14 protein-coding genes and 1 tRNA gene are annotated in these 12,679 nt (G+C 73.5%); 7 read left to right on the plus strand and 8 right to left on the minus strand.

Features of this window, described 5'->3' with window-relative positions:
• Window positions 1-2 precede the first annotated feature (2 nt).
• The 3 genes from BUE29_RS20215 to BUE29_RS20225 all read right to left on the minus strand — a co-directional run bounded on the left by BUE29_RS20215 (window position 3) and on the right by BUE29_RS20225 (window position 3,000).
• On the minus strand, window positions 3-1,139 hold the full coding sequence (locus BUE29_RS20215) for a glycosyltransferase 87 family protein (protein WP_159440914.1): 1,137 nt from the start codon (window positions 1,137-1,139) through the stop codon (window positions 3-5).
• 139 nt (window positions 1,140-1,278) lie between these two features.
• Window positions 1,279-1,351: transfer RNA gene (locus BUE29_RS20220), tRNA-Arg, on the minus strand.
• 35 nt (window positions 1,352-1,386) lie between these two features.
• Complete coding sequence (locus tag BUE29_RS20225; RefSeq protein WP_073392278.1) at window positions 1,387-3,000, minus strand: IPT/TIG domain-containing protein; 1,614 nt, start codon at window positions 2,998-3,000, stop codon at window positions 1,387-1,389.
• A gap of 311 nt (window positions 3,001-3,311) precedes the next feature.
• On the opposite strand from BUE29_RS20225, the gene BUE29_RS20230 reads away from it, so the two are divergent.
• The gene (locus BUE29_RS20230; protein ID WP_143168289.1) at window positions 3,312-4,013 is read left to right on the plus strand and encodes a response regulator transcription factor; all 702 of its coding nucleotides are present in this window, start codon (window positions 3,312-3,314) and stop codon (window positions 4,011-4,013) included.
• Here BUE29_RS20230 and BUE29_RS20235 read toward each other — a convergent pair.
• Both BUE29_RS20235 and BUE29_RS22645 read right to left on the minus strand, forming a co-directional pair.
• Window positions 4,007-4,258: a hypothetical protein gene (locus BUE29_RS20235; RefSeq protein ID WP_073392280.1), complete on the minus strand. Its 252-nt coding sequence runs from the start codon at window positions 4,256-4,258 to the stop codon at window positions 4,007-4,009. The genes BUE29_RS20230 and BUE29_RS20235 overlap by 7 nt on opposite strands.
• Before the next feature lie 77 nt (window positions 4,259-4,335).
• Window positions 4,336-4,560, minus strand: coding sequence for a Nif11 family protein (locus tag BUE29_RS22645; protein ID WP_073392281.1), 225 nt, complete (start codon window positions 4,558-4,560; stop codon window positions 4,336-4,338).
• A 177-nt stretch (window positions 4,561-4,737) separates the two neighbouring features.
• Between BUE29_RS22645 and BUE29_RS22650 the strand changes: the two genes are divergently transcribed.
• The 5 genes from BUE29_RS22650 to BUE29_RS20260 all read left to right on the plus strand — a co-directional run bounded on the left by BUE29_RS22650 (window position 4,738) and on the right by BUE29_RS20260 (window position 8,931).
• Complete coding sequence (locus BUE29_RS22650; protein WP_073392282.1) at window positions 4,738-4,998, plus strand: hypothetical protein; 261 nt, start codon at window positions 4,738-4,740, stop codon at window positions 4,996-4,998.
• Window positions 4,999-5,061: 63 nt separating this feature from the next.
• Window positions 5,062-5,304, plus strand: a complete 243-nt coding sequence (locus BUE29_RS22655; protein ID WP_073392283.1) for a hypothetical protein — start codon at window positions 5,062-5,064, stop codon at window positions 5,302-5,304.
• Window positions 5,292-7,331: a hypothetical protein gene (locus BUE29_RS20255; RefSeq protein WP_159440915.1), complete on the plus strand. Its 2,040-nt coding sequence runs from the start codon at window positions 5,292-5,294 to the stop codon at window positions 7,329-7,331. Before BUE29_RS22655 ends, BUE29_RS20255 begins: the two co-directional genes overlap by 13 nt.
• Window positions 7,328-8,149, plus strand: a complete 822-nt coding sequence (locus BUE29_RS22260; protein ID WP_143168291.1) for a hypothetical protein — start codon at window positions 7,328-7,330, stop codon at window positions 8,147-8,149. Before BUE29_RS20255 ends, BUE29_RS22260 begins: the two co-directional genes overlap by 4 nt.
• Entirely contained in the window at window positions 8,149-8,931 is a 783-nt protein-coding gene (locus tag BUE29_RS20260) for a bestrophin-like domain (protein WP_073392285.1), read from the plus strand. Before BUE29_RS22260 ends, BUE29_RS20260 begins: the two co-directional genes overlap by 1 nt.
• A gap of 48 nt (window positions 8,932-8,979) precedes the next feature.
• Here the strand turns inward: BUE29_RS20260 and BUE29_RS20265 are convergent, their stop codons facing one another.
• On the minus strand, window positions 8,980-9,519 hold the full coding sequence (locus BUE29_RS20265) for a hypothetical protein (RefSeq protein WP_073392286.1): 540 nt from the start codon (window positions 9,517-9,519) through the stop codon (window positions 8,980-8,982).
• Between the two features lie 3 nt (window positions 9,520-9,522).
• Window positions 9,523-10,191, minus strand: coding sequence for a TasA family protein (locus BUE29_RS20270; protein ID WP_073392287.1), 669 nt, complete (start codon window positions 10,189-10,191; stop codon window positions 9,523-9,525).
• 276 nt (window positions 10,192-10,467) lie between these two features.
• Here BUE29_RS20270 and BUE29_RS20275 point away from each other — a divergent pair, with 276 nt between their 5' ends.
• A complete protein-coding gene (locus BUE29_RS20275) occupies window positions 10,468-11,055 on the plus strand; it encodes a signal peptidase I (RefSeq protein WP_073392288.1) in 588 nt (195 codons plus the stop codon).
• A gap of 21 nt (window positions 11,056-11,076) precedes the next feature.
• On the opposite strand, the gene BUE29_RS20280 is transcribed toward BUE29_RS20275, so the two are convergent.
• Window positions 11,077-12,645 (minus strand): CocE/NonD family hydrolase, encoded by a 1,569-nt coding sequence (locus BUE29_RS20280; RefSeq protein ID WP_143168292.1) that lies wholly within the window; start codon window positions 12,643-12,645, stop codon window positions 11,077-11,079.
• Between the last annotated feature and the right edge of the window lie 34 nt (window positions 12,646-12,679).

The raw sequence follows: 12,679 nt of genomic DNA on the forward strand, positions 1-12,679 counted from the left end.
TGTCAGCCGACGGCGCGCGCCGCCGTCCGCGGGACACGCCGGCGGGTGCGGACGAGCGTCAGTGCGAGGAAGGCGATGCCGAACACGACGTACCAGCCGGAGACCAGGACCTGCCCGGCCGAGAGATGCAGCTCGGCGCCGTCGCGGTGCGGGACGGCCCAGACCGCGAACGACCAGAACGTCGCGACACCGGCCACCACGAGCCACCAGACGCGCTCGATCGCGAGCAGGACGAGGACGGGCAGGCACCAGACCCAGTGATGGCTCCACGCGACGGGTGAGCAGAGCAGGCCGGTGACCCCGCAGGCGGGGACGCCCCACCGGTCGCCGAAGCGGTCGTGGGCGCGCGTCGCCGCGACGAGGCCGACGACCGCGACCGCCACGACGAGCAGCAGTGCCGGTGGCGGGGTGTCGCGGGTGTGGTCGACCCGGACGAGCCAGCCGCGCACCGACTGGTTGACCGCGTTCTCGAGCCGGCCGACGCGTTCGACGTCGAAGAGATGGTCGGTCCAGAAGGCGACGGTCGCGCGGGCGTCGACCAGCAGCGAGACGGCCACCGTCGCCCCGAACGTCACCGCCGCCCTGGCCGCGGTCGCGAACCGGCGCGTCAACAGCAGGTAGACGACGAAGACGCCCGGCGTCACCTTCACCGCCGCGGCGAGCCCGATCCCCACGCCCGGCAGCCGCGATCCCGGTGGCCGGGTGACGTCCCACAGCACGAGCGCCAGCAGGTAGAGGTTGAGCTGGCCGTACTGCAGCGTCATCGCGACCGGCTCGCACCAGACGCCCGCGGCCGCGACGAGCAGGCCGAACGTCACCGCCCGCCCGCGGTCGAGGCCGCCGAGGCGCCCGGCCGCGATGCACACCCACGCGAGCGTGGCGAGCGTCGCCAGCAGGTTGAGCACCGTCAACGCCGCGAAGGGCAGCGGCGTCGTCGCGACGAACACGATGCCGGCGAAGGGCGGGTAGGTCGCGAGCCCGTGCACGCCGGGCAGCGGTCCGTAGAGGTCGGCGCCGTGACGGACGGCGGCGCCCTCGAGCTGGTAGATCCGCAGGTCGCCGAACGGCGAGGGCGCGAGCGTCAGCTTGACCAGCACCGCGGCCAGCGCCGAGAGCGCGAACGCCGCGACCGCCGTCATGCGGAGGTCGCTCGGGCGACGTCGGGTGATGGCGTCGGCACGCGGCGTCCCGGCCATCCCCACCCCACTCGCCGAGTTCGACCTGCATCGTCGCGGTCCTGGCCGCGACGATGCAGGTCGGAGCGGCAGCGCACATCGGTGCCCCCGGCAGGATTCGAACCTGCGACGCCCGGCTTAGGAGTCCGGCGCTCTATCCCCTGAGCTACGAGGGCGGGGATCGTGCCCGGTCAGCCTACGGGCAGGCCGCTCAGCCCTGGACGTAGAACTGGTAGGTCCGGACGTCGGAGTGGTTGCCCGCCGCGTCGACGGCGACGACGTACAGGGAGCTCGGACCCCACGTCGTCGGCGTCGCGGTGATGTCGGCGCTGCCGTCGACGGCGGTCACGTGCGTGCCGCCGTCGCTGTCGAGGGCCGAGCTCGAGCTGAAGCTGTATGCGAAGTGATCGACGCCCGATGCCGCACCCGTCGCCGGAGTCGGATCGGTGGCGCTCAGGTGGAAGTGCGCGGTCCTGCCGACCTGGAACCCGGTGTCGTCGGAGGTCACCGCGACGTTCGTCGGCGAGGTCGTGTCCAGCCGGAAGTAGCGGGCCGCGGTGGTGACGCTGGCCAGGCGACCGTCGGACGCCGTCGCGTCGAGGCCGTAGAGATGGCCCTCCACGAGGCGGGACGCCGCCACGCGCACGAAGGCGGTGCCCCCGGCGCCGGACACCGGCGCGGCGACGCCGTCCGGGTCGTCGGCGTCGAGCAGGTAGTCCGGCGTGGCGCCGGTGGCGTCCCAGAGCCGGAACCGGACGGTGACCCGGTCGGCGTCGCCGTCGGGGTCGCTCGCGTTTGCCACGAGCGAGACCGGCGAGCCGGCGGTCGAGGGGATGCCGCACGGCGCGTCGACGGTGCAGCCCGCCGCGTTGCTCCCCGCGCCCGGGCTCACGCCCACCTGGGTCGGCACGTCCGGCCGCGAGTTCGTCACCGTGGTTGCGGTCAGCGTCGCCGCTCGCGCGAAGAGCGGTCCCGGCACGGCGGCGAAGGCGGCGTAGGAGTACGTGCTCGCCCTGGTGAGCCCGCTGTCGAGGACGGTGTTCGTGCCCGCCGGCACCGTGGCGACCGCGGTGCCGTCGCCGACCGTGGCCGGCGGCACGGCACCGGTCGCGCGGCGGACGATCACGCTTGTCACGTCCGCCGTGGCCGACGGGGTCCATCGCAGCGTCGCGGTCGTCGTACCGACGTCGGCCAGCCGGAGGTCGGACACCGGCTGCGGCGCGTCGCGGTAGGTGAACCGGTCGGCGGCGGTCGCCGCGGAACGCCCGTAGGCGTTGCTCGCGACCACGTCCACGACGCCGACCTCGTGCGCGGGCGCGGTGGCGCTCAACTGCGTCGCCGAGACGTACCGGGCGGCCGCGCGCGTCGACCCGAAGGCGACCGCGGTCGTCGAGGTGAAGTTGACGCCTCGCACCACTACCGTCGCCCCGCCGCCGGGCAGCCCGGCGACGGGTGCGACCGAGGTGATCGAAGGCGCCGCGACGTAGCGGAACCGGTCGGCGGCCCGGACGGCCGACGTGCCCTTCGCCGTCCGCACCCGGACGTCGACGGTGCCGGCGGCGTGCGGCGGCGCGGTCACGGTGAGCCGGCTCGCCGACACGTACGTCACCGAACGCCCTGCGCTGCCACCGAAGGTGACCGTGGCGCCACGGGCGAATCTGCTGCCCACCACCGTGATGCGACCGCCGCCGCTCAGCGGCCCGCTCGTGGCGGACAGCGACGTGACCGACGGGACCGCCGTCGCGGCCGCCGCCGGTGCTGCGGCCGCCGCCGGTGCTGCGGCCACGGTCGTCGCCGCAGCGACGAGCGCCCCGACCGTTCCCACGACACGACTCGTCCGACGCACCATCTCGCGTTCCCTCCCGGTTCCGGCGGCGACGGAACTGTACAGGCCGGGTGAAGCGAGCGGACGAGGGTGTCGATCGTCTCCGAATTCGCGTCCGTAAGTCGATCTCCGCGCTGCGGGAATGCGCCAACGGGTCACGTCGGCCTATCGGCCGGAATCGCGCCGTATTCGAAGCGCGCCGAAATCGTCGCGGGGCGCAGCTGCGGAACCCGCGACGCGCGTCGTCGGAGGCGAGAATGCCGCCAATTCGCCAATCGGACAAATCGTGCGGAACGTGACAGACATCGCGCATGTCACCCACCGATGCAGTCGATTCCGGATGTCCGACCCGCACCACCGTCGTGTGTCACGACGCAATCCTCGCCGCCATGTACGTCGCCGGACTCGGCGTCGCGGGAATTGCGGCCATCAACTCCGGCGACCCGAGGAATGGTCGCGAATCGGGATTCGGCGACGCGGTGCTATTGATCTTGACAAAGGGACGGGGGGTGGCCCCACCGGATATTCGGGCATTACCGCGGCGCACCGTCGTGATGGCCGGCCCCGACGCGGACATCGCCGTGCTGGCCCGGATCGCGGCCGACACGCAGGCGCTCGTCCTCGACGGCCGGCTGCCGGGCGACGACATCGTCCGGCTGACCGCCGGCGCGGTCCGCGGTGGGTGGCCGACGGACCGCGCCGCCCGGACGCGTCGCGACCTGACGCTCCGGATCGCCGAAGCGCGTCGGTTCGACCTGCTCACGCCTCGCGAGCAGGTGGTCCTCGCCGCGCTCGCGACGGGCCGCACGCCGGTGCAGATCGCGCGACAGCAGGTCGTCTCCCTCGCCACCGTGCGCGCCCACGTCCGGAGCGTCTACGGCAAGCTCGACGTCCGCTCGCTGGGCGACGCGGTGGCGCTGACCCGGCGTTCCTGCCGGCTGCCCGGGGTGCTCGCTGAGGTGGGGGGCGAGCTGGTGGGCGGCGACCTGCTGCGACAGGCACGGGGTCAGTGATAGCCGGGCACCGCCGTGCCGGCCTGCTTCTCCTTCCTGGTGTTGTGGTGGCGGTAGACCGCGACGAACGTCAGCGTGTCGGTGGCCTTGTCGTAGCCGGCCACGTAGCGGTCCTTGCCGAGGCGCAGGTCGTGGTACCCCGGGTTCGCCGCGTCCACGTCGCGCAGCGACTGGATCGCGTTCAGGCGCTGCAGATCCTCGTCGCTCGCGTAGGCGTGGACCGCGGGACTGATGACCACGTTCATCGGTGCTCCTTTCTCGGTGTCGTCGGTCGGGGTGGGATCGGCCGGGCCGCCCCCCGGGGATCAGCCCGGCCGGCGCCTCAGTCCCAGTTGACGGTGGTCGAGAACCAGCCGGGGATGTTGACGTCGATGCTGCCCTTCTGCGCGCCGTTCAGGGCGGCCTTGAGGTCGTCACCGCTGACCTCGAGACCCGTCTTCTTGGCCTCGGCCACGACCGCGTCCAGCTGCGCGGTCCGGACCGACTTCGCCAGCGACTCGTCGTCGTTCAGCTGCTTGATCAGCGTGACGGCGTCTTCCTGCGACATGGTCTGTCTCCTTCGTGTTCGACGTCCCCGTCGCGGTTCGGACGGGCAGCCGCCAGCGTCGGCGTCGCCAGGCAGGCGGCACATCGTCAAATGTGACGAAGCGCGGGTGTCGTCACGGGCGTTTGCTCGCTGTCCGACGGACTCCACCGGGAGTTCAACCAGCGCGAGGAGCGAATCATGACGGTGACATTCCGCGAACGGCCCGGTTTCGAAGTCCAGGACAAGCACGAGGTGGCGGATCACCTCACGACGAAGATCGACGACGACCTCGGGATACGCGAATACGCCGCCTCGCCCAGGCCTGCGCACGAGATCCGGGTCGTGAAGAGCTGGCACGGTCAGCCGGCGAATCGGCACGTGACGGTCGAGCACTGGCACAACGGCCGACACATCTGCACCGCCCACGTCCACCGCCTGGGTCAGATCACCGGAATGTGAGACGCCCGTTCCGGGCGCACCGCACTCCTTTTCCCACTGCACGTCACGACCCGAGGAGCAGCCATGAGTCAGCAGGACGCCGTGACCTTCCTTCGCCGGCTGACGGCCGACCCGCAGCTCGCCGACGCCGTCGTCGCCGCCATGAAGAGCGCGGTGACGACAGTGTCGGCGGCACAGGGCCTGACCGTCTCGGCCGCCGACATCGACGCCGCCCTGGCCGGCGCGCAGAAGGGTGGACCGGATGCGGGCGGCTACCGGAACTGCTGGGGCTGGCACGGTGCGGAGCGCGATCCGTGGGACGCGTGACGCGGCGCGGCCGCCGCCGCGCGGTCGGTCGGCCCGGCCTGACGGCCACGGTCTGCGCCGCGGCGACGCTGGCATCCGCCGGCCTGGTCGCGTGCACGGCCCACCGCGGCACCCCGGCCGCGTCGGCGTCGACCGCTCGCCCCACGCCGGAACCCGGCCGGGCGGCGGTACGCCACGCCGTCGAGCCCTACGGCCTGGACGTCCGGCCACCCGCGTCCTGGCGCGCCGGCGCCCTCACCGCCGTGACGGTGGTCGTCGCCGCTCCGGCGCGGTCGGTGGTCCGCAAGGTCGCGCTGCACGGCAGCGCCGGGATCTTCGTCGCCGAGCGGGCGGACGCCGCAGTCCCGACGCCGGCATCGGCACCGGAGCTCCGCTTCCCCGGCAAGGTCCGGGTCGCCGTGCGGGTGACGGGCACGCTGACCGCGACGGCCGAGGTCGTCGCGTCGGGACGGCGCGAGACCCTGCGCAGGGTGCTCTACGTCAGCGAGGAATCCGGCGACGTCGTGGCCAGCGACGCCGGTCCCGAGGCGGTGGCGCTGACGGTGGCGCAACGCCGTCGACCGCACGAGTCCGTGACGACGTTCCGGCACCGCCTGCGCGACATCCGCTACGGCGACGCGCGCGACGAGGTCGGGCTCGTGACGGGACAGGGCGTCGGGCTCACCGTGCGCGGGCAGGCCCGCTACGACGACGCGACGGGACGAGCCCACGCCATCCGCGCGGCCGCGGTCGAACTGGTCGACCTCGAGCGGGACCGCTCGGTGTCGCTCGGAGTCACCTCCGACGACGGCTCGTTCGCCGGCGACGTCGCCGATCGCGACCGGCGACGCTGCCGACGGTGCGTGCTGCGCGTCCGCAGCGTCTACCCCGGCGTGCGCGTCGCCGACGAGGCCACCTCGACACCCTGGGGCATCGACTCCTCCGAGCTGAACCTGGTCGGGGCGCTGCGGCTGCGGGTGACGCTGCGGGCCAACAACCGCGCCGACAACAACACGGCGTTCGCGGTGGGCGACGCCCTCGTGTCGGCCACGCGGGCCGCCGGGCTGGTGACGCCGGGACTGGCGGTACGGCTCACCGCGCTCTACCCGACCGCCCGGATCATCTCCAGCTTCAACCCCGGTGGCGACGGGGCCCTGCACCTGTTGCGCGACGATCGCTTCGACTGGGACGTGACGCAGCACGAGTTCGGCCACTACGTCGAGCAGAGCCTCGGACTCACCGCCGGGGTGGAGGGGCCGCATGCCATCGGCCAGGGGCAGGCCGCGACGCACGGCCGGATCGAGGGCGAACAGCTCGCCTGGTCCGAAGGCTTCGCGTCGTACTTCGCCGTCCTCGCGCAGCGCGTGACGAACGCCGCCGCGCTCGACATCCCCCACGCCGGCGACGTCGACTACACCGACACCGAGGACGTCTCGCCGCCGCTGACGTACTCGTTGGCGCGCGAGGGTCCGTCGCCGTTCGTCGGCAAGGGGCCGGACGACGAGCTCACCGTCCAGCGTGTGCTGTTCGGGCTGACGGTCGGCGACGCGGGAGCGGGCTGGCCCGGCATGCCCGGATCGGTGCTCGTGGCGCGAGCCGTCGCGTCGGGCGCGAGGACCCTGCCGACGCTGCTCGCGGCGCTGTCCGCGGCGGCCGCACCCGGCCGCCGTTGCCTGCCGGCGCGCACCGGCTCGCCCGGCGCGACGGCCCGTGGCTGTGCGGCGGTCGTCGCGATCGGCTGCGTCGCGGCGCGACGTGGGACCGGCCCGGTGCTCACCACCGTGTCGGCGGCGCGGCTCGCGTGGTCGACGGGGCCGGCCGCCCCGCAGCAGCTGCGGGTCTTCCGCGCGGTCGTCTACTCCCACGACCGGCGCCGGGTCGCGGCGGTGTCCCCCCTCCTCGATCGACCGGGTTGGCGCCCGACCGCGGCGGCCGCCGCCGCGATCCGCCGCGGGGCGCACGTCGTGGTGGTCGCCTGGCAGGGCGGCAGCCCGGCGGGCCGGTACTCGTCCTGCCCGCTGCCGCCGACCGGCCGGGCCGCGCGATGAGCGACGCGACCGCGGCGCGCGCACTGGAGGTCGCGTCGATGGACAACTGGCTCATGGTCACGTACCTGCTCGCTCGTGGCCGGCACGTCCCGGTCGCGGTCGCGTTGCGCGCCGACGAGATCAGGTCCGTCGACCCGGCGGACGCCGAGGGGGTACGACGGGTGCTGGCCGATCACTGGCTGCTCGCGCAAGCCGTGGCACCGGCGACTCCGCTGAGCCTGCGCTACCTGGGCGACACCGACGATCGGGGCCTGACCGAGTGGGGTCGCGACGTGCCGCTCGTCCGCCGGCTGATGATCACGGCGGTGGCCTGCATCGCGGTGTTCGCGGCGACGGCGACGTCGTCGGTGGTCACGAAGGGCAGTGGTGACATCTTCACCAGCTCGGGTCTCGAGACCGCCGTCAACGAGGTGTTCCTGCTCAGCGGCGCCGGGATCGGCGCGTCGTTCGCCGCGCTGTTCAAGGCCAATCTGCACATCACGGCCTTCACCTACGAGCCGCGGTACGCGCCGACCTACTGGGCTCGGTTCCTGCTCGGCCTCATCGCGGGCCTCGTGCTCGCCGAGATCATCCCGCTCGGCGACACCTCGTCGGACTCGCTCAGCAAACCGGTGCTCGCCCTGCTCGGCGGATTCTCGGCCGAGCTCGTGTACGGCGTGCTGACCCGGATCATCTCCACCCTGGGCTCGCTCACCCGGCAGCCGGAGCCGATCGTCATCACCGCCGCGCCCGCGCCGGACCTGGCGCCGGCCGATCGGGCGCCGGCGGTCCCCGTCGCGTCCGGCGACGGCGGGGCGACCGCCGGCAGGAGCGATTGATGGACCGCTGGCTGCTGGTCCACGTGCCGACGTGGGCGCTGTTCGTCGTGTTCGGCGTGCTCCTGGAGGTCGGCGTCGTGCTGCTGCTGCGGGCCTACCGGCGGCGGATGCATCCGGCTCGCGGCAACCACAACGAGATCCTCGCCGTGGTCCTCTCGCTCGTCGTCGGCGTCTACGGCGTGCTCCTCGGGTTCGTGATCGTGACCCTCTGGACCAGCTTCGAGGGCGCCGAGACCACGGTGTCGAAGGAGGCGACCGCACTGGCGCAGCTCGCGCGGACCGCCAGGTCGACCTTCGACCCGGCCGAGCAGCGAGTGGTGGACGACGCCATCCGCCGCTACGTGCGCGATCTCGAAGGAACGCAGTTCCCGGCGATGGAGCGGGGCGAGACGCCGAACAGCGGCGAGCTCGCGGCGGTCTACGACGCCGTGGCGCGCATCGCACCGCCCGGCGACGACGTGCGGGTCGCCGCCTACGACGAGATGCAGAGCACGCTCTCGGCGTTGACCGAGCAGAACCGGGCGCGCACGGAAGAGGCGGACGGCACGGTGCCGGGCGCGCTCAAGGTGCTCGTCCTGCTCGGCGCCGCGGCCACGCTGAGTTGCCTGTTCCTGTTCTCGCTCGACTCCGCGCTGGTGCACGGCTTCGTGCTCGTCGTCGTCACCGAGGTGCTGGGCCAGGCGCTGCTGTTGGCGCTCATCCTCGAATACCCCTTCCTGGGCTCGGTCCACGCCGGCGCGGGTTCCTACGGAACGGGGATTTTGCGCATGATCGCTCAGTGAACGTGCGCGAGTGCCGCAGTGCCCCGGACGACCGTCGGCGGTGGGGCGTCAGCGACGCACGACGGTGACGGAGACGGCCGCGGTGACGGCAACCGACAACGAGACGGCGTGCAGCTGGATGCGCAGCGCGCCGCCGGGAGCGGCCGGCACGACCGTGCTCGCCGTCGGCGCGGCCGCGGTGGTCGCGAGCAGTTGCGTCGTACCGCCGACGCAGGCCCCGGTCGTCTCGTTCCACGCCGCCCCGGCGCCGGTGCACGCGAGGAGCTGCAGGCTGCCGACGCCGAGCCCCGTCGACGCCGTGACCGAGTAGGTGACGGTGACGGCCGCGTCGGTCAGCCGGGTCGTCCCGACATTGGTGACCCAGAAGTACTGGTTGCCACCGAGCACGCTCATCGGCACCTGCAGCGCTCCCGTGCGCCCCCCGACGGCGTTGGGCGAGGCGACGGCCGACCAGCGCGCGCTCGTCAGGGTCTGCGGCCTCGTCCCGCGTGCCGCCGGCCTGGCCGACGCGCACTGCGGGACGGCGACCACGCCGAGCAGGACACCGGCCGACGCGACGACCGCGACCCGCGACCGGAGGGCGCGCACCGGTCAGTTGTTGGTCGTGACGCCGGTGCGCTGCGCCTCGGCGAAGGTCCAGGTGAGGCTCGCGGACAGGCCCTGGATGGTGTTGACGGGCAGGACGCCGTTGACGGTGGTCTCGACCTGGTCGGGCAGCGCGACCGCCACCTGCAGGTGCACGGTGTCGCCGGGCGCGAGCGTGCCGGCGGACACGGCGGCGGGCGTGGCGGCCAGCGCGGCGAGCGCCGCGGTGTCGATCAGCTTGGTGACGGTCCCGCCGGCCCCGCACTGTCCGCTGGTCGGATCCCAGGTGGCGCCGGCGCACTGCGAGACGGTCACGTGCAGCCCGCGCACGGCGTCGGTCGTCAGCGCGGTCGGTGCGGCGTCGGCGACGGCGACGGTCAGCGCCCGTCCCGCGAGGGTGCCGGTGTTGGCGAGGTCGACATAGCGGTTGACGACGTCGGTGGGGGCGATGTCGGCGATCTGCTGGCCGAAGCCGGCGCCGCGGTCGGAGAGCACCAGCTTGAGGGTGCCGCTGGACACCTGCTCGGCCGTCGTGTTGGAGGCGTCGGCGCTCATGGTCGCGTACACCGCGCCGGCGGTGAGGGCGATCCCCGCCACGCCGGCGGTGGCCGCGGCCAGCGACCTGGTGACGCCGAAGCGGCCACGGCGGCAGGAGTGGTGAGTGGACGTCGGCACGGAGGTCTCCTTCGACAGGGCTGGCGCGGGGAACGGCGACGGTGTCAGGCGTCGCGTCGTGTGATCTGAGTCATCGACGCGTTACGGCGACGGCTGAGCCGGTTCGTCGTCATCGCGTCGAATGTGGACGAAACGTCGAGATGCCGGGCCGGCCCTGCACCGTGGTCCGTGCCGGCCGACTGCCTAGGGAAAGCGACCCACGCGACAGGCGAGGCCATGCGGCAATCCGACGACGGACACACCCGAGCGACCGGACTGCACCCGCGACCCGGACGGGTGAGCGTCCTGGTCCGGGTGACCTCGGCAGCGCTGGCGTGCGCCACCCTGCTCGGCTTCGCCGCGATGGTCGCCGCGCACGCGTTCCTGCACGTGTCGGCGCGCACCGTGTTGACGGGCAGCATGCGACCGACCTATCAGCCGGGCGACATGATGCTGACGGTCCCGCGGGCGACGCGGTCCCTGCAGGTCGGGCAGATCGCGGTCCTCGTGCCACCCGGGCAGCCGGCCCCGGTCGCCCACCGGATCGTCGCGATCACGCACGACCGCGGCGGCCGGGTCGTGCTGCACACCAGGGGTGACGCCAATCCCGCCGACGACCCGTGGCACGCGGTGCCGGCCGGCGAACGGGTGCCGGTCGTGATCGGTCACCTGCCCCGCATCGGCCGGCTGGCGGTCGCGCTGCAGGGGTCGTGGGGCCGTTACGTGCTCGTCGTGCTGCTCGGGTTGGGACTGACCTGGGGCGCGGTGCGCCGGATGCTGCGCGACGAGCACTGCACCGACTGCTGTCCGGACTGCAGCCCCGCCGGGGCCGTCGCGAGCGAGCCCGGGCCCGGCGGTGCGCCGACGGCGGCGACGGTCGGCTGACGGGGGAGCGGTGCGCCGTCCTCAGCCGAGCGGCACGGTCAACCGGGCCGGCGTCGCGGCGCTCGAGGACAGCGTGAGCGTCGAGCCGGCCGGCGCCACCTGGTTCCAGCGCGGCTCGACGGTGTCGACGACGACGGTGAGGGTGTGCCCCGCCGCGAGCGTCCAGTCGATCGGCTCGGTGTCGACGGTGACGGGCTTCGCGGCATCGGCGCGCAGACCGCTCACGGTGTACGGCGTCAGCGTCATCAGCGACGCCGTGCCGTCGGCCGCGGTGTCGTAGAGGTAGACGAACAGCGTCGCGCGGGGCGACGACGACGCGACCGACAGCGTCAGGCGCGACGAACCCAGCACCCTCGTGGGTTTCGTGAGCGCGCCCGCCGACCAGACGAGGGCGCGGTCGGCCGGCAAGCTGGCGGGCCGCGCGGTGGGCAGCCGGTAGGCCTCCGCGCGGACGAACTGGCTGAGCCCGGCGGTGGCGGCGCTGTCCTGGCCGGTGCGCACCGACGCCTGCCAGGTCGCCGGCGCCTGCGTGATCGCCACGCCGGACGGTGTCGGCGCGGCGAGCGCATTCGTGATGCCGCCGGCGTTCGGCCAGTCGCGGTAGACCTGCACCGTCTTGGTGGTGACGTCCTCGAGCTGCACCGGCGGCTGGGCGTCGATGCCGTTGGCGGCGCCGCCGAGGTAGTGCAGCAGCCAGGCGTAGGCGGCGTCGCCGGTGCGGCTGCGGGTACCGGCCAGCATGTCGGTCTCGGGGCCGGTGTGATCGCCGACCGAGAGCTGCAATCGCTTCGGCGTCGTGAGCTGCCGGTAGAAGGGCACGAGCATGCCCGGCGCGAACAGCGAGTCCTGCCAGCCGTTCGCCAGCATGATCGCCGGCCGGTTGGCGTTGAGCTGGTCGACGAAGGTCGCGGGCGAGCGGGGCGGCGACAGCGCGGCGAAGTGGTCGCCGTAGGTGGCGGGGTCGGTGCGGAGCCCGTCCTCGAGCGAGCGCAGCTGATCGGTCACCCGCTCGTTGGACAGCAGGCCGTTGAGCGCGAGCACGCTGGTGGTGTCAGCGGGGTGGAACGCCTGCGCCAGGCTCGCCCAGGTGCTGAACGCGACGACGGCCCGGACCCGCTTGTCGTGCGCGGCGGTGAGCAGCGAGATGCCGGCGCCGTAGGACACGCCCAGCATGCCGACGTGCGCCGGGTCGGCGCGGGTGTGGCGCAGCGACCAGTCGAGCACCGCCCGGGCATCCTGCTGGGTGCGGGGACCGGCGAGGTCGATCGAGCCGCCGGACGGTGCGAACCCGCGCTGGGTGTAGGCGACGGTGACGAAGCCGGCGCGGCTGAGCTGGTGCGCGACGACGGCGTACTGCGTGGAGTTCGCGCCGTAGCTGGTCGGCATGATCACCAGTGGCCGGCGACCGCGGGCGGCGGGCTCGGTGACCTGCGCGCGGATCGTGACGCCGTCGGACATCGCGATGGGGACGGCGTCCTTCACGGCGTCCGTCGGCGCGGGGTCGGTCTCGTCCTGCCGGTCGTCGCGCAGCACCACGACCAGCACGAGGGCCACGACGAGCGCGACCACGACCCCCAGGACGCCGATCACCACGCCACGGGGCCGCCGTCGTCGGCGGCCGGCT

Source organism: Jatrophihabitans endophyticus (assembly GCF_900129455.1).
Taxonomy (GTDB): Bacteria; Actinomycetota; Actinomycetes; order Mycobacteriales; family Jatrophihabitantaceae; genus Jatrophihabitans; species Jatrophihabitans endophyticus.

Coding starts and splice junctions, on each gene's coding strand:
- BUE29_RS22645 (WP_073392281.1), bottom strand. CDS start 4,560: ATGTCGCAGGAAGACGCCGTCACGCTGATCAAGCAGCTGAACGACGAC.
- BUE29_RS20235 (WP_073392280.1), bottom strand. CDS start 4,258: ATGAACGTGGTCATCAGTCCCGCGGTCCACGCCTACGCGAGCGACGAG.
- BUE29_RS22650 (WP_073392282.1), top strand. CDS start 4,738: ATGACGGTGACATTCCGCGAACGGCCCGGTTTCGAAGTCCAGGACAAG.
- BUE29_RS22260 (WP_143168291.1), top strand. CDS start 7,328: ATGAGCGACGCGACCGCGGCGCGCGCACTGGAGGTCGCGTCGATGGAC.
- BUE29_RS20215 (WP_159440914.1), bottom strand. CDS start 1,139: ATGACGGCGGTCGCGGCGTTCGCGCTCTCGGCGCTGGCCGCGGTGCTG.
- BUE29_RS20260 (WP_073392285.1), top strand. CDS start 8,149: ATGGACCGCTGGCTGCTGGTCCACGTGCCGACGTGGGCGCTGTTCGTC.
- BUE29_RS20230 (WP_143168289.1), top strand. CDS start 3,312: ATGTCACCCACCGATGCAGTCGATTCCGGATGTCCGACCCGCACCACC.
- BUE29_RS22655 (WP_073392283.1), top strand. CDS start 5,062: ATGAGTCAGCAGGACGCCGTGACCTTCCTTCGCCGGCTGACGGCCGAC.